Below are 26,460 nucleotides of genomic sequence, written 5' to 3'. Positions count from 1 at the left end.
GCGTAATGGGTGAGGAGTAGCGAGCAACGATGCTCGTTCATCCGAAACTTCCATTCTCAGACCGGAGTATAATGCCTGTGTCTGAATTGTCAATCGTCTAATAATTTGGAGTTGTCAAGGAGTAGATCATGGAAGTTGGACTGATCGGTCTTGGTCGCATGGGCGCCAATATGGCGATTCGGCTACGCCGTGGCGGTCATAGGGTGATTGTCTATAACCGTACAGTGGCGAAAGCCCATGAGTTGGCGACCGAGCACGATCTGATCGCTGCCGATAGTTTGGCCGATCTGGTTGCGATGCTGACCCCACCGCGCGTCGTTTGGCTCATGTTGCCGGCAGGTGCAGCCACCGACGAACATCTTGCAGCACTTATCCCGCTATTGACGCCGGGTGATATTGTCATTGATGGCGCAAACAATAACTACAAAGCGAGTATTGCGCATGCGGAGCAATTGACGGCGCATGGGTTGCGATTTCTCGATGCCGGCGTGAGTGGTGGCATCTGGGGGTTGCACGTCGGCTATTGTTTGATGATCGGCGGTGACGAAGAGACGTTCCGCTTCGTTGAGCCACTATTGCAGACGCTGGCCCCACCGGATGGTTATCTGTTGTGTGGGCCGCACGGTGCCGGTCATTTCGTCAAAATGATTCACAACGGTATCGAATACGGCATGATGCAGGCCTATGCCGAGGGGTTTGAGATTCTGCGTCAATCGCGTTACAATTTCGATCTCGCCAAGATTAGCCATCTCTGGAATCAGGGCAGTGTCGTGCGATCATGGCTGCTCGAGTTGGCCGAGCGGGCCTTTACTGCCGATGCCGATCTGAGCGGTATCCGCGGTTATGTTGAAGATAGTGGTGAGGGACGGTGGACGGTTCAAGAGAGTATTGATCTCGATGTCCCGGCTCCGATCATTACCCTGTCGCTGCAAATGCGCTTCCGGTCGCGTCAGGAAGATAGCTTTAGTGCGAAGGTGCTCGCAGCGTTACGCCAGCAATTCGGTGGTCATGCGGTGAAGAAAGTGGAATAGGGCTTGAACACAGGGTTTACCATCGTGACAACGTTAGCACAACAGAATCCACTGCGCACCGGATTGCGCATCGCTCGTACTCCCGAGCCATGTACTATGGTCATTTTCGGTGCCAGTGGTGATCTTACCAGTCGCAAACTCGTGCCGGCTCTCTACAACTTGGCCCGTGAACGTCGCTTGCCCGGCGGCTTTTCGGTTGTCGGTTTTGCCCGTCGAGACTGGACTGATGAATATTTTCGCGATTTGTTGCGTCAAGCAGTGAATGCCAATTCACGTTCAGGTGAGGTTGATCCAGAGTTATGGGCAAGCTTTGCCCAGGGTATCCAGTATCATCGCGGTACCTTTGACGACCCCACTGCGTATGATCGTCTGGCCGAACGTTTAGCAGCAATTGACGCTGAACGCGGGACGGCTGGGAATCGAGTCTTTTATCTTGCAACGCCGCCCGAAGCGTATCCAACTATCATAGCCCAGTTAGGCGCACATGGTCTTGCCCATTCCCATGGATGGACACGCATTATCATCGAAAAGCCGTTTGGTCACGATTTAGCGAGCGCACAGGCCCTCAATGCCGAGGTATTATCGGTCTTTCAGGAGGATCAGGTGTATCGGATCGATCATTATCTCGGCAAGGAGACGGTCCAAAACATCTTGATTTTTCGCTTTGCGAACGGTATCTTCGAGCCGATCTGGAATCGGAGTCATATCGATCATGTGCAGATTACCGTCGCCGAGACGATTGGGGTGGAGGATCGTGGCGGGTATTACGATACATCCGGCGCGTTGCGCGATATGATCCAAAACCACTTGATGCAACTGCTCTGTCTGGTGGCGATGGAACCGCCGGCAATTTATGATGCCGATGCCGTGCGCGATGAGAAGGTGAAAGTGCTACGCGCGGTACGCCCGTTGTCGGTGAATGATACGGTGCGCGGCCAATATGGGCCGGGGAGTGCGAACGGTATTCCGGTACGTGGGTATCGTGAAGAAAAGGGGGTATCGCCAACGTCCCAAACCGAGACCTACGTCGCACTCAAGCTGTTTATCGATAATTGGCGTTGGGCAGGTGTCCCGTTCTATCTTCGCAGTGGCAAACGTCTCCCGCGACGCGTCAGCGAGATCGCTATTCAGTTTAAAGCTGCACCGACGATGATCTTCGCCGATACTCCCCTGAACGATCTCGATCCCAATGTTTTGGCAATACGCATCCAGCCCGATGAGGGAATATCGCTGAAGTTTAGCTCGAAGACTCCCGGTCAGCCACAGATCCGTCCGGTCACGATGGATTTTCGCTATGGGGTCTCGTTCGGTGTCACCTCACCGGATGCCTACGAACGGTTGTTACTCGATTGTATGCTCGGTGACAGTACACTCTTCACCCGTCGCGACGAAGTCGAGGCCAGTTGGTCATTGTTAACTCCGATCTTACAAGCATGGGCCGAAGGGCCACCGCCACCGTTTCCCAATTACGAAGCCGGTAGTTGGGGGCCGGCCGCAGCCGATGATTTTATTGCCCGTGATGGTCGATCATGGCGACGATTATAAAGGTGTGTTGTTTTTCAATTCACCAACCTGATAGCCGATGCGTGCAGTGGGATGTGTTCCCCGGCGATGGTGCTTTTGCGGGCGAGGCACCGGTCTGACAATCGCAGGGCAACATCTATGCTGATATTCATCGCCCATGTCAAGACGGAGTAGGTATGAGCGAAGCAACGGTTGATATTCACGCCATCGAGCGTGAGTTACATCAGATGTGGCAAGAGCAGGCGAATCATCCCAATGCGGGTGGACAGGCAGTGATTCGAGCGCTTACGCTCAACCTGATCGTGCGTGCATATAATGACGAATGGGCTGAGCAAGCGCTGGCTGTAGCGCCGGTGCTTACGGCTCAGCATCCTAATCGCATGGTGATCGTCATCGATCGGCCCGGGGACAAGATCGAGTTGCAGGCAAGTGTGCAAGCACTTTGTACGCTCGCCAATGCGGGTCGGACACAAGTGTGTGGCGAACAGGTAACGATTAGCGCACAAGGTGCCCCCGCCGGTCAGTTAGCCAGTCTTGTTCTTCCCTTACTCTTACCCGATCTCCCGGTTGTGTTATGGGCACCAGGCCCACAACCGTTTACCCAGCCGTTGGTCCAACGCCTCTACCGCTTATGTGACCGTGTTATCGTCGACTCGACAACGTTTGCCGATCCGGTGCGTGAACTCGGCGCACTAGCGGCTTTTGAGCAGACGACCAACGGGTCGCCGGCGATAAGTGATCTCGGCTGGACTCGACTGACCCCGTGGCGTGAGTTAACTGCCCAGTTTTTCGATACGCGACCCTTTTTGCCGCATTTGCATCGGATTGACGAAATTGTGATCGAATATGCTGCCAACACCACCATTAATCCGGTGGGCGCACTGCTCTTTGTGGGCTGGCTGGCCAGTTGCCTGAAATGGATACCACTCGAAGATGCGGTTGGGATGGAAGGTGAGGTCATTCGGCTCTATCTACGCCGTCCAGCAGTTGGCGTCGGGCCGTCAGCGATCCGGTTGGTCAATGTTGAAATTCGTCCGGTGCCGCACGGTGGCGAAGGTTTCGTGCGTTTGTCAATGCGAGCTGTCGACAACCAGCAAGCCTCTTTCGTTGTCGAGTTGATTGACGATGAAGGTCACGCCTGCACACGAGCCACGATTGTCGGGACAGCCCCGATCGAACGTACAGTATCCATCGAACGACCAACGCTCGCCGATCTGCTCGCTACCGAGCTGCGCCTGCTCAGTCGTGACCGAACGTTTGCGGCAGCGCTCCACCTTGCCGGCGGGTTGGCCCAGCGTTTTACCTTGTAGTGAGCCAATATCCGCTATAATCGGGCGATGGGTAGTTGTGGTCAATAGGGATGGATGTAGATGTTTCCATTTGCCGAACTCTTTTTAAGTCCGCTAGGCGTAGGCATCATCATTCTGATGCTCCTCATCGAGTGGCAGGCAATGGTGCAAATCAAATGGCAGCCATTGTTCCGTTCATTAGGTGATGTTGTGGTTGCTAGCGCGGTCTCATCCGTCGTCATCGTGTTGTTAAGCCGCTTGCTATTAACTCTAGAAAATCCGTTGTTTGTCATCGTAGCTGCATTTGCGGTAGCCGTTATTGTCGAGGGATTTGTATTGATGTTGATCCGCAAGCGCAAAGCTGCTGCTAGTTATATGGCGGCTTTAATTGCCAATGCAGTCTCGTTTATTTTCTTGCTGATCTTTTATCTGTCGTTTTTGGCGATATAACAGCGATTTCGCTAAGAACGTGGTTTTTGAGGTACGGTAGGTTCACGTTTGCGACGGTACACCTACCGGATAACGGAGATGCGGCAGTCATACTGCCGCATTCCTGAGAGAGTTATACTTCTTATCGTTTCTTCCCTCGCGGGACAGCCTGAGGTTGTCGTCCACGAGGTGTCTTGGTGCTTGCATCCGGCAACGTCCCATTATCAATCGCTGCCCTGATCTTCGCCGCCTCTTCAGCGATAGCCGGCTTCACCGGTTGCGGCTCTTCCTTCGGTGTCGTCGTCGGTGTCTTATTCATAAAGGCGGCTAGCTCATGCTCCCGACCTAAATGGCAATGCTTGAACTTCTTGCCACTCCCGCACGGACACGGATCATTCCGCCCGATCTGCTGTACAGTGCGTCGTTGCGGCTTGCGCGTTTGTTCAACCTCACTGCTCCCACCGGCAATTTGTGCGGTTGCCAAACGACGTGCCTGCTCTTCAGCAATTTGGCGCAGATACGCTTCATACTGGAACGAAGCCGGAATAATGTTGTAGACAATGTCGTGCGCTATGTTCGCCTTCAATTCGTCGAACATGCGGAACGATTCGCGCTTGAATTCGACCAGTGGGTCTTTTTGCGCATACGCTTGCAACAAGATATTTTGGCGCAACTCATCCATCGCCGTCAGATAATCGACCCACTGGCGATCGATGGCTCCCAACATCACCCGTCGCTCGACGGTGCGCATCACCTCCGGCCCGATAGCCTTCTCCCGTTCGGCATACGTGGTCTCAAGGTGGTCGAGTAAGAACTGTTCGATCTCCTCCTTCGTTTTGCCTTTCAACGTCTCAGCCGTGACGGTTGCCGGCAGGGTGGGGTCAATCCGGCGGTACACGCGCAACAGCTCGGTCAGTCCGAACTCATCAACCCCATCGCTGAGATGTTCATCGATCTGGCGCTGAATCTCTTCGGCCATCAGATCAAGTACCCGTTCCCGCATATCGGCTTCGTCAAGGATCGCCTTGCGGTCGGCGTAGATGATCTGACGCTGCTTGTTCATCACATCGTCAAACTCGACGGTGTGCTTACGGATATCGAAGTTGTAGCCCTCGACGCGCGTCTGCGCACTCTCAATCGTGCGGTCGAGCAAGCCGGCTTGCAGGGGTATATCCGATTCCACAAACCGCTCCATCAAGCCCTTAATTCGCTCAACCGGCCCAAATCGGCGCAGCAGTTCATCTTCGAGGGAGAGGAAGAACCGTGACGAGCCGGGATCACCTTGGCGACCGGCACGCCCGCGCAACTGGTTGTCAATCCGGCGTGCTTCGTGACGCTCGGTGCCGATCACGTGCAATCCGCCCAACTGACGCACCTCCTCGCCTTCCGCCTCCGTCAACGCTTTAGCCTTTTTCCATGCTGCTCGCTTCTGCTCAGGTGTAGCCGTTTCCAGCGTCAGACCCTCTTTGCGCAAGAACTCTTCGACCAGACCATCGGGGTTACCGCCGAGTAAAATGTCGGTACCACGACCGGCCATGTTGGTAGCAACCGTCACCGCCCCCTTGCGTCCAGCCTGTGCGACAATCGCTGCCTCACGCTCGTGGTGCTTCGCATTGAGCACATTGTGCGGAATACCGGCTTGCTTTAGCATAGCGCTTAGTCGTTCTGATGTCTCGACTGAAGTGGTGCCGATCAACACCGGTCGCCCGATCTCGTGCATCTCTTGCACTTCACGCAACACAGCACGGAACTTCGCCTCTTCGGTAGCGTAAATCTGGTCGGGCAGATCCTTACGGATCATCGGCTTGTGGGTTGGGATGACCACCACGTCGAGATTGTAGATTTTGGCGAACTCTTCACGTTCGGTATACGCAGTACCGGTCATACCGGCCAGTTTCTTATACATACGGAAGTAGTTCTGAAACGTGATAGTAGCGAGGGTGACATTCTCGTTCTTGATTGGCACCCCTTCCTTTGCCTCAATGGCCTGATGCAAGCCGTCGCTCCAGCGCCGCCCTGGCATGGCCCGGCCGGTGAACTCATCGATGATCACCACTTCACCATTCGGCGTCACCATGTAATCGCGGTCCCGCTGGTAGATGAACTGCGCTTTGAGTGCATTCTCGACATAATGAGTCTTTTCGTAGTGTTCAGGATCGAATAGACTCTCGCCGGCAGGGATATTGAGCAGTTTTTCAAGCTTCTCAATCCCTTTTTCGCTAAGATAGATGCTCTTGGTCCGCTCATCGACGAAGAAATCACCGTCTGGCTCTAATCCTTCTTCCTTCACCTGTTTGGCCGTCACCGATGAGCGTCGCAATTGGCGCACCAGCTTCGCCATTTGCCGGTACAGGTCTGACGACTTCTGCGCGGGGCCGGAGATAATCAGCGGTGTGCGCGCTTCGTCAATCAAGATGTTGTCTACCTCGTCAACGATGGCGTAATGTAGCTCACGCTGAACAAGTTGCGACTTATCGTAGGCCATATTGTCGCGCAAATAGTCGAAGCCGAATTCGTTATTGGTGCCGTAGGTGATGTCGGCCAAATAGGCTTCGCGGCGGGTGCAAGGCCGCCAGTGGACGAGTCGTTGATCTTCCGGGTTGGCGTTGGGGTCGATATAATCAGGATCGTATAACGCACTCTGATCGTGGGCGATAAACCCAACCGACAAACCGAGAAAGTGATAGATCGGCCCCATCCACCCGGCGCCGACTTTAGCCAGATAGTCGTTGACCGTCACCAGATGCACGCCTTTGCCTTCCAGTGCATTCAAGTAAAGCGGCAGTGTTGCCACCAGCGTCTTTCCTTCGCCGGTCTTCATCTCGGCAATTTTGCCTTGGTGGAGCACAATACCACCGATCAACTGTACGTCGTAATGACGTAGACCTATGGTACGCGCGGCAGCTTCACGCACCGTCGCAAAGGCTTCGGGCAAAATATCATCGAGCGTCTCACCATCGGCAAGACGCTGGCGAAATTCATCGGTCTTGGCGCGTAATTCGGCATCGCTCAGCTTGGCGAATTCTGGGCCAAGCCGGTTGATCTCTTCCACTATTGGCTGTAGCCGGCGTATTTCTTTCTCGTTGCTATCGCCGAGCAAACGCCGGAAAAAATTCAACATACGAACTCCTTATATCCTGCGCTGTTGCACAGTGGATTGTTAGTCTTTGGTAAGAACGCTGAGCCTGCGCCATCATAACGAACAGACGCTCACTCCATTATAGCATTGCTCTCTATTTCGGCGATGACCTGCTCGAAGACTGCGACTACTTGCGGATCAAAGTGTCGTCCGGCTTGTTCACGGATATACGCCAATGCCCGTTCGCGTGACCAGGCTGCTCGGTAAGGGCGGTCACTGGTCAGTGCGTCGTACACGTCTACGACAGCAAAAATACGGGCTGCTAATGGAATCTCTTCGCCACGTAGTCCGCGTGGATAGCCGGTGCCATCCCATTTTTCATGATGGCACCATGGAATATCGAGTGCCGGAGCGAGAAATTCTATCGGACGGAGTAATTCCACCGCAAGCGTAGGGTGGGTGCGCATAATCGCCCACTCTTCATCGTTGAGCGGGCCGGCTTTGAGGAGAATTGCATCGGGAATCCCCATTTTGCCGATGTCATGCAGGAGGGCGCCCCTTCGGATATGAATCAGCTCTTCATCACGAAACCCCATCCGGGCTGCGATCCGAACCGTTAGCTCGGTCACACGGCGGGAATGACCTTCCGTTTCCCGATCACGTAGATCGAGTGCGCGTGACCAGCCCTCAATCGTTGCGTCGTAGGCGGCTCGTAGTTCGGCATTGGCCGTGCGCAGTTGCTCGAATAGGTCGGTACGATGCAGGACATTGGCCGCAAGTTCAGCGATGTCATTGAGGAGTTCGTGTTCCGCTTTGCTGAGCGGGGTATCCCGTGCCAGTAAGAGAACCCCTACCTGTCGGTTAGCAGTATTGAGTGAGATGCCGATAACCGTATGGTCGTGGATATGCTGCAGCGCAGTCACATCCACCCATCCGGTGCCAATCAGCGTCTCGCTTAGCACCGCCAGTATCTCTGGTTGATGCGAAAGCACCTCAAGCCATCCTCGTGTGCAATCTACAAGAAATCGTGCGTTATCCGTCCGCAAGAGGGCTACACTACTCGCCTGAAACACCTCCTGCACCTGTTCGAGCAAGATCGGCGTCAATTCGGCCCACGATTGTGCTGAACGAATGGCCGCCCCGATATTTGCCAGTATGGTCCGTCGTTGTTCACGCGCCACCTGCTCGGTAATGTCTTGCTTGATCGCAATGAAGCGATTGATCGCACCGGTTTCATCGGTGAATGGCGTGATCGTCATCTCTTCGTAGTAGAGACTGCCATCTTTACGCCGATTGATCAACCGGCCTCGCCATGGCTGACCACCGAGAAGGTGTGACCAGAGGGCAGCATAAAAGGTTTGATCGTGCTTACCTGAACGAAGGAGACGGGTTGATTGGCCGATGGCTTCAGCGGCAGTGTAGCCGGTCAGGGTGGTGAAGGCCGGATTTACCCACTCGATAATCCCATCGCGATTGGTGATGACGATAGCGTTGGCCGCGCTGTTAAGTGCCTGTGCCTGTAAGCGTAGCCGGTTGTTTTGTTGATGAAGTTGATCTCGATAATACGCATGTTCAATTGTAATCGACACTTGGCTAAGAAACGATTCGTGTTTGATAATGTAGTCACTTACGCCAAGCCGTAACGCTTGCAACGGAAACTCTGCGTTGCTCGGTTGGGCCATTACAATGATCGGTTGGGTGAGCCGACGAAACTGAGTCAGTTCTTTCACCAGATCGAGCATTGCCAGGCGGGGTTTGTCACAATCGATGACAATCACATCACCAACCGATTCCCGGTGGTCGATTAGGTTGAGGAAGTTGATCCCACCACGGACCGGGATACAGTGAATATGCGGTGCAGTACGTTGCAAAAAACGGATCGTTTTGTCACCATCGGTGGTGTCAATCTCGATGTACGAGACGGTAATGGGCTGATTGCGGCGGGCTTGTTGTGAGTGAAAACGCCGACAAGCTTGATCAATAATTGGTCCGATCCGGTCGAGGTAATCACCACGTTTAATGACATAATCATCAGCACCGGCTTTCAAGGCGCTGATGACCATCTGCTCGCCGCCACCTCCGGTAAGAATAATCACTGCCATCGGTAAATTACAGGCTCGAATATGTGACAACAGATCAAGCCCATCACCGTCCCGTAAATGGAGATCGAGAATGACAGCATCATACCCGGGTGCAATCGCTGATAGACTGTTGAGATAAGTATAGGCTGCGTGATATGAATGAAGATGGGTAATCGAGATTGCCGGTTCGTAGCTCTGCATCGCTCGCCGAAAGAGATCGGCATCGAAGAGATTATCTTCAATCAACAGCAAGCGGTATGGGTGTGCTGCCATGGGGTATCTCCAAGTAGAAGGTTGCCCCGGCGCCGGGTGTACTCTCGGCCCACACATAGCCGCCCATCCGTTCGATAGCTTTACGCACGATTGCCAAGCCAACCCCAGAGCCGGGATATGATTCTTGTGGATGTAAACGTTGAAAAATAGCAAATATGCGATCGTAATCACGTATATCGAACCCAATACCGTTATCTTTCACCCACAGTCGTACTCTATGGTCCTGTACTTCGGAGCCGATTGCCAGTCGTGGTTGAGGTACGTGCGCGCTAAACTTCAGGGCGTTATCGATCAGGTTGCGCAATGCGAGGCGCAGCCCGATCATGTCGGCGCGGATCGTCAGGCAGCGCAGGTCGCGCTCGATAATCACATTGCGTTCCGCAATTTGATCGGCGTAGGTTTCGAGAATCTCTTCGAGCAGATTGATGAGATCGATCTCGGTATATTCAAGCGATTTGCGCTCAATGTGGGTGTAGGTCAGCAAATCGTCAATGAGCTGATACATCTGTGTAACCGCAGTGCGAATGTTATGCAGGCACTGCTGTCCGTCGGCATCGAGGCGCTGAATGTGGAAGCGTAACAAGATTTGGCTGTAACCGTCAATCGTGCGCAGCGGTGCTTTGAGATCGTGTGATACAGCAGAAGTAAACTCTTCTAACTCTTGATTGATGTGACTCAATTCAGCATTGGCCGCTTGCAGCGGAGCCGTCCGTTCGGCAATGCGTCGTTCGAGCGAGTCGTTCAGCTCTTGTAGCTCGCTGTTTGCCGCCCGGAGTGCTTCATTGATCTGTTGTTGCTGGCTAAGCGTCCGCCATCGTTCGTATCCGAGCCAGCCTGCCATGACCAAGACGAAGAGCCAGCCTTTTACCGTTTGCCAGCTTGTCAGTTGTTCAGTATCACTCACGATCAGTGTGAGCAACCGATCAGAAAACGCAACCCATGCTCCGGCTAGAATGATATACCAACTCGTCAATCGTAAAGCACTGATCAACGGATTGCTGATCGCCTCGTGTGGTGTTACGGATGACATAGTGCTGTCCCAAGAGGTAGGACGTAAATGGGAATGAAGACATCGGACGGGAATGTAGGTGCAGAGTTTTCAGTATATCATAGCATACGGGTGTATTCGATGCTATGCTACAATTCATAGGCATTTGCACAGCTTGCGCCGGTTTGACGGCATTGCAGAGGAGGCGGCATGGCGAAGGCTGGTGTTCTCTATGTTGGGACTGATAGTGGTTTGTATATTTTGAGTGATCCGGGTGGATTAGGACGTTGGCGCTTGTTGCCCAATGTGGCGTTTCCTACTGAGCCGGTGTTTGGCTTGGTTGCTGCCGATTCGCGAAGTCTGGTGATCGCGACGAAACAAGCATTTTGGCGCAGTGATGATGGTGGGCAGCAGTGGCGTGAAGCTGATAGTGAGGATCAAGCATTGTTCAATTTTCTGGCCGGTGACCGGTTGCCGGTCGCAACGGTGCAAGGGATGGGAGTGTGGCGCGAGCATCACGTACCACTTGCCGGAGTTAATCTGCTTGCCGTTCTGTCAGGGAAGCAAGAGGTGTTGCTCGCGTCAGTCGATGAGGGTTCCCGTCTCCTCCGCAGTGACGATGGTGGCAAGTCGTGGCACCCTGTCACTACGGAGTGGCAGGGTGCTCTCAGTGCCTTAGCCCCCAGCAGCTACCATATCGATGTGGTATGGGCTGGGACCGATAGCGGTCAGATTTGGCGCAGTGATGACCGGGGGCGAACGTGGCAATATGTAAGCACAGTGCCGGCGGCAGTACGCTGTATGGCGGCAGTACGGGTGGCCTAGTTAATAGCCGTAGAAGTCGGTGTATCCTTCGCGGTCAAGGCGTGCCAACATCTGTTCGAGCCGTTCGGCGCTGCGCGGTAAGCGGCCACTACAGAGGGTAAGTAAGCTGCGCAGCGCTTGGCGGAACCGTGGTGTGTCATCACCACGGACACGAGGCAGTAATCGTTGCATAAGCTGCATATCGAGCGCTTCCAATGCACTCATTCCACTTGCTTGCTCGATGAAGCGCAACGTCTCACCGAGCGCTCGGTATCCCGCCGGCTTGCCGGCTGCACTCAGATGCATTTGGAACTCGGTGAGTAGGTGCCATACCTGTTCGTCAATACGCTGCCCATACATCGTGCGTAACGCTGGCAGATCGACCTGTTTTAACTCGATCAGATTGGCCCTGTCGAGCACTTTGTCGCTCAGCGCAAAGGTGCTTTCATCAACATTAACCGTGCCGATCAGCCGTACATTGATTGGTAAACGGAATGGATTACGCACGGTGCCACCGCCGGCGAGTGGTGTTTCGGCGAGCGGAGTACCCAGATCGATCAGTCCGTCGGCCGTTTCCATTGCCGACAAGATTGGGGCAAGGTAATATTCAGGTCGGGCCAGATTCATCTCATCGAGACAGACAATGTACGTTTGACCGGGATCGCCTGCGGCTGCAAGCAGGTGACGCAAAAATGGTGTTGGTTGGTATAGCCCGGTCAACGAATTGTAATACCCTAGCAGATCACGGGCGCTATGCCAGTCAGGTTGTACGGCTACCAGCAGATAGATTGGATTCGCTTGACCCTCTCCAACCCCGATCAATGCGTCGGCATACAGGCGGGTCAGCCACGTCTTACCACTACCGCTGGGCCCGGCCAGAATGACCAACGGCCGGGCTTGTACGGCGAGGTGAAAAGCGTATAGCGTTTGATCGTCGATCACCATCCCGCGTCGCCGAATAGTAGCTGCGATCTGCTCGAACAGCGGTGCTCCCGCTACATACACTGCCGGTGTTTCGCGGAGCGTATTGGTTGCTACCAGATCAAGCTCTGCTAGTTCCATCAACACTTCATTGAGCGGCAAGAGCGCACAAAGATCATCAATCAACCGTTCAGCCGATGGCAAATTCTCCCACGGATAGACAAATCCGGCCCACAGATACTGTGCCTGGCGTTGTGTCAAATAATGATCGATCCAGCGCATCCCCGGCAGTGGTGGCCGGCGACTGGTAAAGCGGGCCTGTCCCTCGGTGCCGATCCGGTCAATGAGCGGCTCCCACGAAGGACGGGCATCGCGCCAGAGTTGGGCTAATTGTGGCCGGCGGGTGCCCCAGAGTTGCAGGCCGGCTGCAACCGTGCGTTCTGCCCCACTTACCGTCAGCATAACCCCGGCGCCGCGCGGTGGCCGGTCAAATGCAAACCAGTAATCTTCAATCGGGTCACGCCGACCGCGCCCACGGTCAATTGCGCGACGTGTCTTAAAACTCAGCTCGTACAGTGGCCATTGGCGAGCCAACAATTTTGCTGCGCGCTCGGTAACTCGATTGGCGAGCGCCACCATTTCTGGATGGAGCAGGCGTTGCACCGCTTGCCAGCGTGGTCCAACGCCGGGTTCGAGCAAGGCTTGCAGGGCGGGTAACGAGAACGGCATCAGGCTGTGGGTGGTCGCAAATAGAATTGCGGATCAAAGCCGCGATCATTGTCTATTTTAGCGGCTTGAAATACATTGGCTAACTGTGGCAACATCTCACGAAGTTCGTTGCACAGCGTATCAATGGTCTCGGTTACCGAATCGACATTCAATTGCTCAACCGGGAAGAGGCGAGTCGCTGTCAGGTGTGCGAGGATCGATGCCTGACGACCCTGAGCACGCAGTACACCACTAATCTCAAGATTGTCTTCGACATTCGGTTGATCGATAAAGAGATCAAAGACTCTTGCTGCTAAGAGTTCGATATCCGCTGCTTGCCGTTCTTCGTCGCTCAGCGGGAGAAAGTAGGTTACTTCTAGCAACAGTGTGCTCAGCGGCTGGACTGATGGCATCTGTTCATTGACGATCTTATGAATGATGTCGATAATCGGTTGACCGTGCAGTGAAGCGACCGTCAGTTCAGCCGGCCAATTCACCGTGATCATCGCTCGGAGCGGCGGCTGCATCCACACCCCATTCGTATCCAAATTGGGCGGTAAACACGTAATGCGTAGGTTACGTCCAAGACTGTGAACGTCGAGCAGTTCCTGGGTGTGCGCAATTGGAAGGTCTTGTTCTTCAAGACTCTCAATGAGTAGTGAGATAAGTTGCTCGTAAGTGAGCATAAGCTATCCTCTGGCACAGTCTGGCGATACTGATACCTCGATTATACCATTATCGCTCTCACTACGGTGTGTTTTGGCCGCCTTGAGCTAACGAATTTGGCTACACCTCATTCAGCCGCCAAACCAACATGATGCGTTGAAGAGGTTTGCAGAGAAGTGTCGCATCTTGCCCATGTCAGTCATGTGCGTCGAGCATGTCGGCTTGTCCTGAGTTGTTGTATCGATCGGCGAGATACAAGTTCCCACTCCAACCCCAACTACAGCGCCCGTTGCTCTCTGGTATAATACCCTTTGCTGTTTGAACAATACCTGAAAGCACGATGGCAGTTCAATCACTCTACCGCAAATGGCGTTCCCAGACCTTTGCCGAGCTGGTAGGGCAAGAGCATGTGGTGCAGACACTGCGCAATGCAATTGCCGAAGACCGGGTCGGTCATGCCTATCTGTTCACCGGTCCGCGCGGTGTTGGGAAGACGACAATGGCGCGGTTGTTGGCGAAGGCGGTGAACTGTCTCCATCCCGATCCCGCGGCTCGTCCGTGCGGTACCTGCGAGATGTGTACCGCTATCGCTGATGGTCGTGCCGTTGATGTGATTGAAATGGATGCTGCCTCGCATACCAGTGTTGAGGACGCACGTGAGATTATCGAGCGGGTGCAGTTTCGCCCCAGCGTTGCTCGCATGAAGGTCTATATTATTGACGAGACCCACATGCTCTCGACGGCAGCGTTTAATGCCCTGCTCAAGACATTGGAAGAGCCGCCCGATCACGCCCTGTTTATTCTCGCGACGACCGAAGTGCATAAGGTGCCGGCGACAATTTTGTCGCGATGTCAACGATTTACCTTCGTGCGTCATAGTGTAACCTCGATGGCAGCCCACGTGCGCCGGATTGCTGCTGCCGAGGGTATTGTGCTCGCCGAAGGGGCGCCGGAAGCGATTGCCCGTGCTGCGACCGGGAGTATGCGCGATGCACTCGGTATTCTCGAACAGTTAGCCTCGTTCGTTGAAGGGCCGATCACGCTTCAGCATGTGCAAAGCTTGCTCGGTATGACCGCTGCTGCTGAGGTTGATGCGCTGATTGAGGCCCTGCTTTCCGCCGATCTGACCGCTGCGCTGCGTGCGGTGAATGCTGTGGCGAATCAGGGCGCCGATCTGCGCCAGTTCGCCCGCGATGTGGTAGAACGGCTGCGTGCCGTGATGTTGCTCAAAGCGACCGGCGACCGCACGCTGCTCGATCTTGGTGATGATGAGGTGGCGCAGTTGATGCAATGGGCACAGCGGGCCGAAATGGCGGCATTGGTGCAGTGGGTGAAACTGTTTAGCGGCCTCGATTATCAGTTACGTACCACTCCCTATGGTCATCTCCCGCTCGAAGTGGCGGTCGTCGAGGCGTTAGTAGCTCCAGCCCCCGTCGTCCAATCGGTCACGCCGCATCCACACGCAGTCCGTCCCCAACCGAGTCCGTCGGTGCCTGCTTCGCCCACCACTTCGTCGGCACGCCCAACCACCGATCAGAGCCTGGCGTTTGCGGTCGCCCCCGCACTCGCGCAACCATCGGCGCCGGTCAAACCGAGCCGCGCAACGCCTCCGCCGTCCACCGAGCCGCCAACCTCCTCTCCACTGCCCGCAACACCGCCGGTCGCGCCGCCAACCACCACCGAATCAGAAGTGGCGCCCACTGCCGATCCGCCGCCCCCGCCGCCGGCAGTATGGGCGGCAGTACAGCAGAGTCGCCCACCGGTTGATTATCCCGCGGCTCGTGCTGCCGATGCCGATCTGTCGCTCCTCGAACGCCTCGAAGCAACGTGGGAAGACTTCAAGCGCGATGTGCGCCCGCGTAGTCCTACCGTACAGGCTCTGCTCAACAGTGCGCGACCCTACGATGTCGAGGGGAATACCATCGTTTTGCTCGTCACTTCGACCTTCCATAAAGAGCGGCTAGAAGATCCGAAAAATCGCGCCATTATCGAAGAAGTTCTGCGTCGTCGGTTTGGTAAAGCGTATGCAGTGCGCTGTACGATCGAAGAGAAGTCGACTGAGCCGACCGATCTGCGCGGTAAAATTCGTGAAGCCCGCAAAGATGAATTAGTGCGCGCTGCCCTCAATATTTTCGATGCCCATATTGTCGGTATTGAGCCACTGGAGCAAGAACCGGAATAATTGCTGTACAATCTATCGGCAATATGGTACCCTGTGTAAAAGAAGTATATCGTGATATGGTGCTATTCAGCGAAAACGCAGATGGTGATAGTCCTGTGACAACGCGACATGATAACTGTCACCTTCCAAACCCGAACCTAAACCTCTTTATCCGTGTGTGAAAGGAGAAACCTCGATGAATCAACGCCAACTTATGCAGATGGCTCAGCAAATGCAACGCCAGATGCAGAAGGTGCAGGAAGAACTGGCCGCAACTATTGTCGAAGGGACGGCTGGTGGCGGCGCGATTGTCGTGAAAATGAACGGCCATCGTGAAGTGCAGTCGATCACTATTTCGCCTGAAGTGGTCGATCCTAACGATGTTGATATGTTGCAAGATCTTCTGCTGGTCGCGATCAATGATGCGTCGCGCAAGGCTCAGCAATTGGCCGAAGAGCGCATGCAACCACTGACCGGCGGTCTGAAAGGTCTTTTCTAAGTTCGTTATGGGGAAAGTATGACCGTTCACCCAGAGCATCATCTGATCGCCGCTCCGGTAGCCCGCTTGATCGAGGAGTTTGCCAAGCTGCCCGGTATTGGCCCGAAAACAGCCTCTCGCCTTACATTTTATCTGCTGCGCGCCGAACCAAAGCAAGCCCAAGCGCTTGCCCAGGCAATCCTCGATGTCAAAGCGCAGGTGGGTTATTGCCGACGCTGTTTCAATATTACGGTCGATGAGCTGTGCCCAATCTGCCGCGACCCCTCACGCGATCAGACCAAAATCTGCGTGGTTGAAGAGCCACTCGATGTACTCGCTATTGAACGTACTGGCGCCTATCGTGGTCTCTACCACGTGTTACACGGTCATATCGCTCCCCTCGAAGGTATCTACCGCGAGGATCTGAAAATCGATGAACTAATTGCTCGTGTGCGCAGTGAACCGGTGAATGAAGTCATCCTCGCTACGAATCCCAATACTGAAGGGGAAGCAACGGCGTTCCTGTTGCTCCGCGATTTAGCACCGCTTGGGGTCCGAGTAACGCGCCCGGCCCGTGGTTTGCCAACCGGTGGTGATTTAGAGTGGGCCGATCCTGAAACCCTCGGCTCAGCATTAGAGGGCAGACGGGAATTGTGAGAATATCGTGCGTGAGGTTGGGTGCAGGGTAATTCTGCCCCTTCCTCTGCGTATAGTCACTCTTTCCTTCTCCCCTGTCGTGAGGAGTAGCCGGGTATGAGGGGGATCATCCCCCACAAGTGAGCAGTACGTTCATCGCTATACTTAGCCCCTTCTCCCCATTGGCGAGGAGAAAGTCCAGGGATAAGGGGCTTCTTCCCTGCGTAAGTGCTTGACCATGCCTTGACAACGTAATCTATGAACGTCACCACGATCCTCAACGAAACTATCACCGGTGTCAAAGGCGCCCAATTTGCCGGGATTGTCGGCACTGATGGTCTCGGTGTCGCAATGGTGTACCATCCTGCTGCTGCCGAACTCGACCTTGACATCGAACTGGCCGAACTCGAACTCGCCGAACTGGCCTCGCGTGCTACTGCCGCTGCTGCACGCATTGGGGCCGGTTTCGTCCGTGATCTGGTCATTGAAACCGATGTCTTGCTTATGTTGGCAATCCAGATCATGCCCGGCTACTACGGTGTCCTCGGTGTCCTTAGCGAAATGGCTAATGTGGGAAAAGCACGCTTTGCCCTCCAAGCAATGGTCGAACGGCTACGAACTGAGCTATAAGCCCATTGCGGGCGTTTGTTGGTCGGCAATGACCCCGCCCGACATCGGCACCATCTGCCGAAAGATGTGGGTGAGCATTGTTGGGGCGTGTTCGCATAACCCGCAGTGTACCGCCGATGGTTGGATCATCGTGCTACGGGTAGCCGTCAGCCAGCGGAAGCGCTCATAAATCGGCAGTTCGCCAAGTGGGCCGGCTGCCGCACCGCCGGCACATATCAACTCAAAAGCCGTCAATTGCTCTCGTATTGGGCCAAGATCGAGGTCGGGCCAGAGTGCATGAATCCGTGCTTCATCGAGATGAAATTGAATACCAAGAAACCCCTGTTGCCGACAAAGCAAAACGACACCGATATTGATCTGCTCACCGCGCTCAACCCGCGGGACCAACCGCAAGAGGGCGTACTCAAAGGCGCTCGCGGGCATCGATAGCCTCCTGTACGAATGCACGCGGCGCTGCTAGCCGCAGACGAAGATACTCGATATACGCTTCCCGATGGGCTTCGAGCGATGGGAACCTTGGATCAACGAGCCATTCGTCCGGGACAAGCTCTACAATTTCCCTAAGTAATTCCGGGGTGATCCGATGTGTCAACTCGGTATCAGCCGCTGCCAAATCGTTTGCCGCCGGCAACAGCACATGATCGCGGATCTGGTTGAACGGCGCGCGGGCGCGTTGTTGATAGTCGTGCCACGTATAATGCATATAGAGCGCTGCGCCATGATCGATTAAAAAGAGCTGCCGGTGCCACCAAAGCATATTCGTGTTGCGCGGTGTCCGATCGACGTTGGTGATAAACGCATCAAACCAGACGATCATCGAAGCCAGCTTGGGATCGAGTTTGCGGGTCGTCGTTGGTTCAAACGCTAACGCGCCGGGCAAAAAATCTACCGCTAGATTCAAACCGGCGCTGGCCATTACCAAATCTTGTATCTCGCCGTCAGGCTCATTACGCCCAAGGGCTGGATCAACCTCGATCAGGACGAGTTCGGGTGCCGGTAACCCTACAGCGCGGGCGAGTTCACCACAGATCAACTCGGCTACCAGCACTTTAGGCCCTTGTCCCGCCCCACGAAACTTTACCACATACAGGCCATCGTCATCGGCTTCAACAATCGCCGGCAACGAACCGCCTTCGCGTAACGGTTCTACGTAACGGGTTGCAGTGACTCGCCGTAACATCAGCGCTCCAATTTCAAGATGTATCCCGTCTGAGCGGGAATCTCGCTAAACGGTTGATAGTCAATAATTGCTCCATCACTGATGGTCAACGGTGCCGGTGTGGTCGGTGGTGTTCCGTACAATGGTCTCAGCCGGTACGTTCCTGTCGGTAGATCACTTCCACTCACCGTAAGCGTGAACGGTTCGGTTGATGTGACATCGAAATTAATGATCACAAGAACAAGATCATCGCCGCTGCGCCGAATATATGCCGCTACATCATCACCGTTCGCTTGCAACGGTATCAAATCGCCGTGCGCCAATGCCGGTGTGTTGATGTGCAAGTGTATCAACTGCCGGTAGGCGTTGAGTAATGAATCTGGATCTTCGTCTTGCAGCATAACATTCTTGACCGGATAATCGGGTTGTGGCAGTTGCCACGGAAAGCCGCTGGTGAAGCTGCCAAACTCCTCTTTCGTCCATTGCATCGGTGTGCGAATGCGCTCATCGGGTTTGACACCAACCATCCCGATCTCTTCACCATAGTAGATGAAGGGTAATCCCGGTATTGTCAGCAACGCGAGCGCTGCCAGTTTGGCCTTGGCAATATCATCTCCCAGAATCGACATCACTCGATTTTGGTCGTGATTGGTCAAAAACGGTGCCCAACGTTGGTAGGGGAGTTGGGTATAGGCATCTTGAACTGCTCGCATAAAGAGCTTGCTTAGCCCGGTATTGGCCGCTCCGACGATCTGTTTGGCGACCTCAAACTCGAAATAGTAGTCGAGCTGGTCAGGGTAATAGGGCGCTAGTGTGCGCGGGTTACCGTTAAATACTTCACCGACGGTGAATGTTCCCGGTAGCTCGCGTTCAAGAAAACGACGGAAATTGCGCAGCCATTCAAATGTCTCGGCAGTATCTTCTTGCAGGGTGTAGTATTCGATCAGATGCTTGATCGCATCGAGTCGAAAGCCGGCCACGCCCATCTCTTCCACCCAGAAGCGGGCAATGTTGTAAGCTTCTGCAGTGACCTCAGGATTACGATAGTTGAGATCGGGCATCCCGCTCCAAAAAACACCATAGTAGTACTCATCACGGAACGGTGATTTGTGCCAGACGACGTTATTGCCGAACGGGCCGCGATAGCCGGGATCGATTGCCGACCAAAGATACCAATCGCGATAGGGAGAGGTGGGGTCGCGTAACGCTGCTTGGAACCAAGGGTGTTGCGTACTGGTGTGGTTTAACACCAGGTCGATAATAATCTTGATCCCACGCTTATCGGCTTCGGCGACCAATCGCTTAAAATCATCGTTGGTACCGTAGTCTCGTTCGACCGTGTAGTAATCAATCGTATCGTAGCCATGATAACTGGCTGCTTCGGCAACTGGCATCAGCCAAATGCAGTTGATCCCAAGATCGGTGGTGGTCGTTGGATCGCCGTCGTTCAGATAATCGAGCTTGGCGATAATCCCGTTAAGATCGCCATTCCCATCACCGTCACTATCGTAAAACGAACGCACGAAGATCTCGTAGCAGACGGCACTATTCCACCAACCGGTTGCAAGCGGAAACGGGGTTGCCGTCGGGCCGGGCGTGATCCGGGGTGGTAGCGTTGGCAAGCGCGGATCACGGGTTGGTGTCGGCGGACGGGTATTGGTTGGGGTGGCAGCCGTGGGAGGAGACGCAACAGGACTAGGGACTGTAGCGGTCGGTAGCCCACACGCTGCCAAGAGGATTGCAGTCAATAAGAAGAGAGATATTCGGTGCATACAAAACCGTTTTACTGTCAATCATTTTGTCTGTCTGCATTATATCAGAAACGGTGTCTTTGCGTCGCTTGGCGTCGTTGCGATAAGTCACTTTGCTCCTTAGCGTTGCGTGGCGTCTTTGCGTATTTCAGCGCCTTTGTGTTCCTCTACTACGCAACCCCTCGGTAAACCGGCGGGCGCCACCTTGTGCGGGATGGCGAACAGCATCATGCGCGATGCCGAGTTTCGTCAATGCTTGACTTGCGATCCGGCCCATCGCCACGACCGGACAACCGGCAAAGAGCGCGCAAACTTGAGCTAAGAAGGGTAACCCAAGCGCTAACTCATCGTGCCGCGGGGTGCGATTGCTGTGTGGATTACCGGGTTGGTGTGGATGCAACGGGAACGCATTCCAACCAACTGCAAACAGGTTCAGTGCTGCGAGTTCACGATAGACGATGGTTGCCGTCTGTTCACGCGAGATTCGCCCATCATTGGTAGCCAGCCGGAATCCGCGTGCCACGCCAAATTGACCAAGTGGCTCAATCCCGTCGAGCAGAATCTGTTCGCTGGTAAACGGGACTCCGGTACGGCGTGCCCCTTTGTATCCCGGCGCTTCACCGATTAACAAGAGATCGGGTCCTCGCTCTAGCGCTAACGCTAAGGCAAGGGCCAAATTGGCCCGTCTCGTCGCATTACCGCGTTCTTCTTCGCTACTGGTGGCCTCCCAAGCGTACATATTCACCGTATTGACCGGTGCTGGTAACGCAGCCAATGCTTCGATAATGGTTCTAATACTTGTCTCCGTTGCGTACAGCGCCATAATTGTGACTTAGCAAAATTATCAACTTCAAGCATTGTGCAGACAACACTCTGTAACTGTTTGGGATTATAGTGGATTCAGCGAATAATATGGAGGTGGGTCATGTCAACGTCACCGACAATTTGGGAGATAGAAAGTCCGGTAGGGCCGATTGCGTTTCGTGTATCTGGGCAAGGGCGACCCCTGATCTTAGTGCATGGGTGGGGAGGTTCAAGCCGGTACTGGCTAGCAGCGCCGGCATTTTTGCCCAACCGACGGCTCATTGCGATCGATCTGCCCGGATGTGGAGCATCACCGGCACCGCTTGAACCGGTAACACTCGATTCGTATGTTAAAGCCATCGTAGCAGTCGCCGATGAGCTAGGTCTCGATCGCTTTGCCCTTGCCGGGCATTCGTTGGGTGCAGCGGTAGCGCTTGCAGTTGCCGGTCAGGTTGGCGAGCGGGTGGAACGACTAATCTTGGTCAGCTTTGGTTTTGGCGCCAATGTCTACGAAGATAGTCTGGTGACGGTGGCCGGTGCCCAGTGGCAAGTAGCTGCTGCATATTGGCGTCCGTGGTTGGTATGGTGGCGTCCATGGTGGAGCGTCACTCAGCAGTGGCGCGAGGCATGGTGGACGTTACCACCGACACCGGAATTGCTCGCTCGCCCGATGGTCCATCGCCCACTCGACCGATCACTGCTAGCACAGGGAATTGCCGATTTGGTAGCCATGGATCCCTTAGTGGCGATTGAATCGGCGGCGATTATGGGCCATCCCCAGCTCAAGCGTGCTGTTCGCCGTCCTTTACCACCAATGTTGTTGATTAGTGGTCAGCATGATCCGGTTTTTCCGCCGATCAATGTACGGGCCTTCAACCGATATGTCCCTGAGGCGCAGGTTGTCTTACTTCCCAATTGTGGTCATGTACCAATGGTTGAAGAATCGGCTACGTGCTATCACACAATTGCACGCTTCCTCGATGGAGAAAACGATTATTCGTCGTAACTTTTAAACCATAGATAAACCATAGAATTGAGCGTAATGACTCATTGCCGCATGATAAAGAGCAACATTTCTGTCACCTCTTGCCTGTGTATGCTATAATGGGCAAGGTAATGCGCGGAGTCGACCGACTTCGCTCTGAACAGGAAGGTTGCCTTCTATGCGGCGTGGCGCGTTACTGTTTCTACTCATCGGACTCATCATCATCATCGGTGGATTTGCGGCTTTCTTGTTGCTACGTGGTGGTGCGACACGACCTAATGCCGGAACTGAGCCGAATGTACCTCCACCGCCAACAGTAATCCCATTGGTGAAAGTCGTACAAGCGGCTGTCGACATTGAAGCAAATACCTTGCTGAATGATCCGACCCTGCTCGAAGTCGTTGAGGTACCGATTACCGAATTCGATGAGCAAAACGAGTTTAGCAACATCAGTGATGTGCTCGGCAAGCTGCTGATCAATCCGGTGGTCGCCGGTCAACCCATTACGCGCAACAATATACGTGACGCCGGTCTTGCTCAGCGTCTACCCACGGCTGCACCCAATCAGCCGCGTGTGAAAGCCTACCCGCTTGTGGTCAACAGTCTCTCCGGGGTTGCTGATCAGATTGCAATAAATGACTTTGTTGATGTAGTGGCGACCTTCTCGGTCGAGCGCCAGATTATTCGGCCTGGACCTGCCCAAGTTATTACCGTGAATGATGTTGATCAACTCGTCCGTGAGTATCAATACGGTGAGACCCAGAACTTATTGACTACCAAGACCATTATTCAGCGTGCCCAAGTGTTACAGATCGTGCGGCCGGCAGCACCGGTACAAGAGGGTGAAGCGGCGCAGGGGCAAGGTACCGCCGGTGCCTCCAATTTGCAATCGTCATCAAGCTTGCCGCAAGTTGATGCTTCTGGTCAACCGATTACCGGGCCGCAGCTAGAAAATGCAACACCGCCGAGTACCTTGACGGAAGGGATTTGGATCGTTGTGTTGGCGCTGAACGATCAGCAGATCGAGCTGCTGGAGTTTGCGTTGCAATCAAATGCACGGATTGTGTTGGCATTGCGCAGCAGTGACGATGTGGCAATTGAGCAGACGACCGGTGTGACCATTGATTTACTGGTGCGTGAGTTTGGGTTGCCATTGCCACGCCCGTTGCCACCACGGGTGTATGGTGAAGCTGAGGTTTTCGTTCCTGAACCAACGCCAACTCCGCGGCCATGAACTATTCCAGAAGTGCTGGCTATAGGGTACAATTAGATAAGGTAGCAATGTTCGGTACTTGCGTCCGTTGCCAAGCAGACATATCATCATCCGAGGAGCCACCGCATGAGTGAGGGTGAAAAGATTCGAGTCATGATCGTCGATGATATTGTTGATACACGCGATCAGCTCGAAAAGTTGCTCTTCTTTGAAAAAGATATTGAGGTTGTCGCCAAGGCGAGCAATGGACGCGAAGCGATAGCTTTTGCCCGTCAATATCGCCCACAAGTTATCTTGATGGATATCAATATGCCCGATATGGATGGGATCGCAGCCACCGAAGCGATTCTTACCCAAGATCCGGGTATCCAAGTTATTATCATGAGCGTGCAGGGCGAGACCGATTATATCCGACGGGCGATGTTGGCTGGCGCTCGCGAGTTCCTGATTAAGCCGATCAGTGCCGATGATCTCTATCGCTCGATCCGTCATGTTGCCCGCTTGGCAGCAATGCGTCCGGTTGTGCCGGTGGCCGGCGGGGCAGTAGCCGGCGCGGTTGGTGCTGCTCAACCATCGGCCGATGGTCAGATCTTTGCCGTCTTTAGTCCTAAGGGTGGGGTTGGCGTTTCCTCAATCGCTGCCAATCTGGCCGTGGCTATCCGTCAGCAAACCAATAAAAAGGTTGCACTGGTCGATGGTAATGTTATCTTCGGTGATCTGAGCGTGCTGCTCAATCTCCGCGCCGATAAAACGATTATCGACGTTGCGTCGCGGATTGAGAACCTCGATCGCGATTTACTCAACGATGTAATGGCGACTCACCCAACCCAGGTGAAGGTGCTCTTGGCCCCCCCTGATCCGCAACGTGGTGAACTGGTCACAGCCGATCATATTCGGGCGATTCTTGAAATGTTACGGCAGGAGTACGACTATGTCGTGGTTGATACGCCGGCTTCATTCCAAGATCGCTCACTTGCCGCGCTTGATTTGGCTCAGCGTGTGATTACCCTTATGACCCTTGAGATGCATTGCATCCGCAATGTCAAGCTGTTTCTCGAAGTTGCCGATCTGCTTGGCTACCCGAACGATAAGGTCATGCTGGTGCTCAATAAAGCTACGAATCGCACCGGTATCCGCGCTGAAGAAGTAGAAAAGCATCTCCAGCGGAAACTCGCTCTGCAAATCGGTGATGCTCCTCACGAGATGACACTGGCGATCAATCAGGGTACACCGATTGTTATGGCAAAGCCTAATCATCAGGTGGCAAAAGATATTATGAATTTGGCCCGCGAGTTGGTGGTAAAGACCGACAAAGAGGCGGTTGCTGCGAGTAGTCCGAAGCCGAAGCTGTTCGGTCAGTGGTTACCACGACGTTAATGAAATCTTAGCTTCGTACAGTTACTTGCGCTTGTCAGGAGGTGATCGCGATGTCGTTATTGAAACGAATTGGTGGTGCAACTCCTCCGTCGGTAGAACCGACGGTGTCGCGGTCGCCGGTGCGCCCTGAAACCGGACGTATAGCGCCGGTTGGTGTGCCGAATACGGAAGACACCTTCCGAGAGTTACGTGCTCGTGTGCAGGATCGTCTCATCAACGAGCTAAACTCGCAAGTTGATTTGAATAATCAGGCGAAAGTGCGTAAGCAGGTTGAAGAAATCTTTAACTCGATTCTCGATAGCGAAAGTATTGTGCTCTCGCGGGCTGAGCGCCAACGCCTCTTCGAGAGCATTACCGCCGATATTATCGGTTTGGGACCGCTCGAGCCGTTGCTGGCTGACGAAGAGATTAGTGAGATTATGGTCAACGGCCCCAAGCAGGTCTATATTGAAAAGAAGGGTAAGTTGATCAAGACCGATGTGACGTTTGCCGATGATGATCATGTGATGCGGATTATCGACCGCATTGTGGCTCCGTTGGGCCGCCGGGTTGATGAATCATCGCCGATGGTTGATGCCCGCCTCAAAGACGGTTCGCGGGTGAATGTGGTAATCCGTCCGTTGGCGCTGAATGGACCGACAATTACTATCCGCAAGTTCCGCAAAGACAAACTCACCGTACAAGATTTGGTGCGCTTTGGCTCGATGTCGCAAGATATGGCTGATTTTCTTGCCGCTTGTGTGAAAGCGCGCCTCAATATTGTGGTTGCCGGCGGTACCGGTTCCGGTAAGACTACACTGCTGAACGTCCTGTCGTCATTCATTCCAGAAGATGAGCGGATTATTACCGTCGAAAATGCGGCGGAATTGCAACTTCGCCAAGAACACGTGGTGACCCTCGAATCGCGTCCGCCAAACGTGGAAGGTAAGGGCGAAGTCACGATCCGTGATCTAGTCATCAACTGTCTGCGGATGCGCCCCGAGCGGATTATTGTCGGTGAGTGTCGCGGCGGTGAGACCCTCGACATGTTGCAGGCGATGAACACCGGTCACGATGGCTCGATGACGACGATTCACGCGAACACACCACGTGATGCGGTGAGTCGTATCGAGACCATGTGCTTGATGGCCGGTATGGATCTCCCCGCACGTGCTATTCGCGAGCAGATCGCGTCGGCCATTCATGTGTTCGTCCAACAATCGCGCCTGAAAGATGGTTCACGTAAAGTGACCCAGATTACCGAAGTCGCCGGTATGGAAGGTGATGTGGTTGTTCTCCAAGATATTTTCGTCTTTGAGCAGACGGGTATTGATGAGAAAGGCAAGATTGTTGGTCATCTGCGACCAACCGGTGTTCGGCCGCGCTTCCTCGAAAAGTTTGAAGCGCTTAATATCTTCTTGCCGCCAACTATCTTTGGGTCGTCAGAACGATTTAGCTTCTGATCTGCTCACTGCTTACCGGCGCTAGAAGGAG

General features: G+C 54.2%; 22 protein-coding genes. 13 read left to right on the top strand and 9 right to left on the bottom strand.

What is annotated here, in order from left to right; translation table 11 throughout:
- Positions 1-128 precede the first annotated feature (128 nt).
- From gnd to ACP5OT_RS08880, 4 genes are all read left to right on the top strand, one after another.
- Positions 129-1,031 carry an NADP(+)-dependent, decarboxylating phosphogluconate dehydrogenase gene (gene gnd / locus ACP5OT_RS08895; protein ID WP_428111254.1) on the top strand — a complete coding sequence of 301 codons (903 nt, stop codon included), beginning with the start codon at positions 129-131 and terminating at the stop codon, positions 1,029-1,031.
- 24 nt (positions 1,032-1,055) lie between these two features.
- Positions 1,056-2,576, top strand: a complete 1,521-nt coding sequence (zwf, locus tag ACP5OT_RS08890; protein ID WP_424674476.1) for a glucose-6-phosphate dehydrogenase — start codon at positions 1,056-1,058, stop codon at positions 2,574-2,576.
- 155 nt (positions 2,577-2,731) lie between these two features.
- Positions 2,732-3,865 (top strand): glucose-6-phosphate dehydrogenase assembly protein OpcA, encoded by a 1,134-nt coding sequence (locus ACP5OT_RS08885; protein ID WP_424674475.1) that lies wholly within the window; start codon positions 2,732-2,734, stop codon positions 3,863-3,865.
- Between the two features lie 60 nt (positions 3,866-3,925).
- Complete coding sequence (locus ACP5OT_RS08880) at positions 3,926-4,294, top strand: hypothetical protein (RefSeq protein WP_424674474.1); 369 nt, start codon at positions 3,926-3,928, stop codon at positions 4,292-4,294.
- Between the two features lie 121 nt (positions 4,295-4,415).
- Here the strand turns inward: ACP5OT_RS08880 and secA are convergent, their stop codons facing one another.
- The 3 genes from secA to ACP5OT_RS08865 form a co-directional block, all read right to left on the bottom strand.
- Complete coding sequence (gene secA / locus ACP5OT_RS08875) at positions 4,416-7,394, bottom strand: preprotein translocase subunit SecA (protein ID WP_424674473.1); 2,979 nt, start codon at positions 7,392-7,394, stop codon at positions 4,416-4,418.
- 89 nt (positions 7,395-7,483) lie between these two features.
- Complete coding sequence (locus ACP5OT_RS08870) at positions 7,484-9,706, bottom strand: HD domain-containing phosphohydrolase (RefSeq protein WP_424674472.1); 2,223 nt, start codon at positions 9,704-9,706, stop codon at positions 7,484-7,486.
- A complete protein-coding gene (locus tag ACP5OT_RS08865; RefSeq protein WP_424674471.1) occupies positions 9,672-10,736 on the bottom strand; it encodes a sensor histidine kinase in 1,065 nt (354 codons plus the stop codon). The genes ACP5OT_RS08870 and ACP5OT_RS08865 overlap by 35 nt, the downstream gene beginning before the upstream one ends.
- Positions 10,737-10,904: 168 nt before the next feature.
- Between ACP5OT_RS08865 and ACP5OT_RS08860 the strand changes: the two genes are divergently transcribed.
- Positions 10,905-11,519, top strand: a complete 615-nt coding sequence (locus tag ACP5OT_RS08860) for a sialidase family protein (RefSeq protein WP_424674470.1) — start codon at positions 10,905-10,907, stop codon at positions 11,517-11,519.
- Here the strand turns inward: ACP5OT_RS08860 and ACP5OT_RS08855 are convergent, their stop codons facing one another.
- Together ACP5OT_RS08855 and ACP5OT_RS08850 are read right to left on the bottom strand one after the other, a co-directional pair.
- A complete protein-coding gene (locus ACP5OT_RS08855) occupies positions 11,520-13,148 on the bottom strand; it encodes an McrB family protein (RefSeq protein ID WP_428111250.1) in 1,629 nt (542 codons plus the stop codon).
- A complete protein-coding gene (locus tag ACP5OT_RS08850) occupies positions 13,148-13,813 on the bottom strand; it encodes a hypothetical protein (protein WP_424674468.1) in 666 nt (221 codons plus the stop codon). The genes ACP5OT_RS08855 and ACP5OT_RS08850 overlap by 1 nt, the downstream gene beginning before the upstream one ends.
- Before the next feature lie 320 nt (positions 13,814-14,133).
- On the opposite strand from ACP5OT_RS08850, the gene dnaX reads away from it, so the two are divergent.
- The 4 genes from dnaX to ACP5OT_RS08830 all read left to right on the top strand — a co-directional run bounded on the left by dnaX (position 14,134) and on the right by ACP5OT_RS08830 (position 17,698).
- Positions 14,134-15,975: a DNA polymerase III subunit gamma/tau gene (gene dnaX / locus ACP5OT_RS08845; RefSeq protein ID WP_428111248.1), complete on the top strand. Its 1,842-nt coding sequence runs from the start codon at positions 14,134-14,136 to the stop codon at positions 15,973-15,975.
- A 175-nt stretch (positions 15,976-16,150) separates the two neighbouring features.
- Positions 16,151-16,453 (top strand): YbaB/EbfC family nucleoid-associated protein, encoded by a 303-nt coding sequence (locus tag ACP5OT_RS08840; RefSeq protein WP_015941905.1) that lies wholly within the window; start codon positions 16,151-16,153, stop codon positions 16,451-16,453.
- Between the two features lie 18 nt (positions 16,454-16,471).
- Positions 16,472-17,089, top strand: coding sequence for a recombination mediator RecR (gene recR, locus ACP5OT_RS08835; protein ID WP_424674466.1), 618 nt, complete (start codon positions 16,472-16,474; stop codon positions 17,087-17,089).
- 237 nt (positions 17,090-17,326) lie between these two features.
- Positions 17,327-17,698, top strand: coding sequence for a hypothetical protein (locus tag ACP5OT_RS08830; protein ID WP_424674465.1), 372 nt, complete (start codon positions 17,327-17,329; stop codon positions 17,696-17,698).
- On the opposite strand, the gene ACP5OT_RS08825 is transcribed toward ACP5OT_RS08830, so the two are convergent.
- From ACP5OT_RS08825 to ACP5OT_RS08810, 4 genes are all read right to left on the bottom strand, one after another.
- Positions 17,693-18,121, bottom strand: coding sequence for a DUF3037 domain-containing protein (locus tag ACP5OT_RS08825; protein ID WP_424674464.1), 429 nt, complete (start codon positions 18,119-18,121; stop codon positions 17,693-17,695). The genes ACP5OT_RS08830 and ACP5OT_RS08825 overlap by 6 nt on opposite strands.
- Positions 18,102-18,878 (bottom strand): HipA family kinase, encoded by a 777-nt coding sequence (locus ACP5OT_RS08820; protein ID WP_424674463.1) that lies wholly within the window; start codon positions 18,876-18,878, stop codon positions 18,102-18,104. Before ACP5OT_RS08820 ends, ACP5OT_RS08825 begins: the two co-directional genes overlap by 20 nt.
- Positions 18,878-20,629: an alpha-amylase family glycosyl hydrolase gene (locus ACP5OT_RS08815; protein ID WP_428131942.1), complete on the bottom strand. Its 1,752-nt coding sequence runs from the start codon at positions 20,627-20,629 to the stop codon at positions 18,878-18,880. The genes ACP5OT_RS08820 and ACP5OT_RS08815 overlap by 1 nt, the downstream gene beginning before the upstream one ends.
- Positions 20,630-20,756: 127 nt before the next feature.
- A complete protein-coding gene (locus ACP5OT_RS08810; protein ID WP_424674461.1) occupies positions 20,757-21,431 on the bottom strand; it encodes a uracil-DNA glycosylase in 675 nt (224 codons plus the stop codon).
- A 102-nt stretch (positions 21,432-21,533) separates the two neighbouring features.
- Here ACP5OT_RS08810 and ACP5OT_RS08805 point away from each other — a divergent pair, with 102 nt between their 5' ends.
- The 4 genes from ACP5OT_RS08805 (at position 21,534) to ACP5OT_RS08790 (ending at position 26,429) form a co-directional block, all read left to right on the top strand.
- Positions 21,534-22,418, top strand: coding sequence for an alpha/beta fold hydrolase (locus tag ACP5OT_RS08805; RefSeq protein ID WP_424674460.1), 885 nt, complete (start codon positions 21,534-21,536; stop codon positions 22,416-22,418).
- 157 nt (positions 22,419-22,575) lie between these two features.
- Positions 22,576-23,631, top strand: coding sequence for an SAF domain-containing protein (locus ACP5OT_RS08800; RefSeq protein ID WP_428131940.1), 1,056 nt, complete (start codon positions 22,576-22,578; stop codon positions 23,629-23,631).
- A gap of 105 nt (positions 23,632-23,736) precedes the next feature.
- Positions 23,737-24,987 carry an AAA family ATPase gene (locus tag ACP5OT_RS08795; RefSeq protein ID WP_424674458.1) on the top strand — a complete coding sequence of 417 codons (1,251 nt, stop codon included), beginning with the start codon at positions 23,737-23,739 and terminating at the stop codon, positions 24,985-24,987.
- Between the two features lie 50 nt (positions 24,988-25,037).
- Positions 25,038-26,429: a CpaF family protein gene (locus tag ACP5OT_RS08790; RefSeq protein WP_424674457.1), complete on the top strand. Its 1,392-nt coding sequence runs from the start codon at positions 25,038-25,040 to the stop codon at positions 26,427-26,429.
- The last annotated feature ends 31 nt before the right edge of the window (positions 26,430-26,460 follow it).

Source organism: Chloroflexus sp. (assembly GCF_049970315.1).
GTDB lineage: Bacteria > Chloroflexota > Chloroflexia > Chloroflexales > Chloroflexaceae > Chloroflexus.
Note: the sequence above shows the minus strand (reverse complement) of the source record. Positions and strands in the feature narration are given on the sequence as shown.